Source organism: Enterobacter cloacae complex sp. GF14B, assembly GCF_004136805.1.
Taxonomy (GTDB): Bacteria; Pseudomonadota; Gammaproteobacteria; order Enterobacterales; family Enterobacteriaceae; genus Enterobacter; species Enterobacter hormaechei_C.
The window spans coordinates 1-1,555 of record NZ_QFRV01000254.1 but is presented as its reverse complement, the minus strand read 5'-3'; the positions used below and the strand labels follow the sequence as shown (position 1 = coordinate 1,555).

At 62.6% G+C, this 1,555-nt stretch carries 1 protein-coding gene; it reads left to right on the top strand.

Annotated features, from left to right (window positions below):
• Positions 1-1,555 (top strand): formate hydrogenlyase subunit 3 (hycC, locus tag DD606_RS25125; protein WP_255573132.1); only part of this gene is annotated, 1,555 nt, incomplete at both ends.

Below are 1,555 nucleotides of genomic sequence, written 5' to 3'. Positions count from 1 at the left end.
GGTTTGCCGCCGCCGCTGTCCTGGCGCTGCTCCTCGCCTTCCATAAAACGCTGAGCGGCGTGATCGCCGGTATCGGCGGGGCGGTCGGCAGCCTGATGACGCTGGCGGCGGGCGGGGTTGTCCTGATCGACGGGCAATCCGTCGACACCCTCATCCCGCTGATTCACCACGCCGTTGAGCTTACGCCGCTGAACGCCATCTGGCTGATAACCTTTGGCCTGTGCGGGCTGTTTATCAGCCTGTTTAATATCGATTGGCACCGCCATCAGCACACCAAAGCCAACGGCCTGCTGGTTAACCTGTTGATGGCCGCCGCGGTCTGTACCGTTGTCGCCAGCAACCTCGGCGCGCTGGTGGTGATGGCTGAAATCATGGCCCTGTGCGGCGTGTTCCTGACCGGATGCAGCGCCTCCGGCAAGCTGTGGTTTGCGCTCGGACGTCTCGGCACGCTGCTGCTGGCGCTGGCCTGCTGGCTGGTGTGGCAGCGTTTCGGCACGCTGGATTTCGCCGCGCTTAACGGCCAGCCGCTGGGCAACGACGTCTGGCTGTTGAGCGTAGTCGGTTTTGGCCTGCTGGCCGGGATAATCCCGCTGCACGGCTGGGTGCCGCAGGCGCATGCCAATGCCTCAGCCCCGGCCGCTGCGCTGTTCTCCACCGTGGTGATGAAGGTCGGTCTGTTCGGCATCCTGACGATAACCCTGACGGGCGATCGGCCGCCGCTGTGGTGGGGCGTGGCGTTGCTGATTGCGGGGATGATCACCGCGTTCGTCGGTGGCCTCTACGCGCTGATGGAGCACAACATCCAGCGTCTGCTGGCGTACCACACCCTGGAGAACATCGGGATTATCCTGCTCGGCATGGGCGCAGGCGTCACCGGGCTGGCGCTCAACCAGCCGGCGCTGATTGCCGCCGGGTTTATTGGCGGTCTGTATCACCTTATCAACCACAGCCTGTTTAAAAGCACCCTGTTCCTCGGCGCGGGCAGCGTCTGGTTCCGCACCGGGCACCGCGATATTGAGAAGCTCGGCGGGATTGGCAAAAAAATGCCCGTCATTTCGCTGGCGATGCTGGTCGGGCTGATGGCGATGGCTGCGCTGCCGCCGCTGAACGGCTTTGCCGGCGAGTGGGTGATTTATCAATCCTTCTTCGCCCTCGGCCAGAGCGAGGCGTTTATCGGGCGTTTACTCGGCCCGCTGCTGGCGGTGCTGCTGATGTTTATCTGGGCCAACGATTTTCACGCTATTTTCTGGGTGGCGGTCATTCCCGCCGTGCTCTCCATTCTCCTGCTCGGATTCGGCCTACAGGAGCCAAAATCCGCCATCGCGCACAAACGCAGCAATCCGCTGAAGCGCGAAAACCTGAAAAAGCTCTCCGCCGCCTACTGGTGGGTGGTCGCGATCGGCAGCATTTTCACCCTCGCCCGCTTCAGCGAAGCCTTTCTGGTGCTGCGCGCCCAGCAGATGGAGATCCCGCTCTATACCATCCCGCTGGTGATGGTGGCGATGAACCTGGTCTACAGCCTCACGGCTTACCCGTTCGGTAAACTCTCAGACAG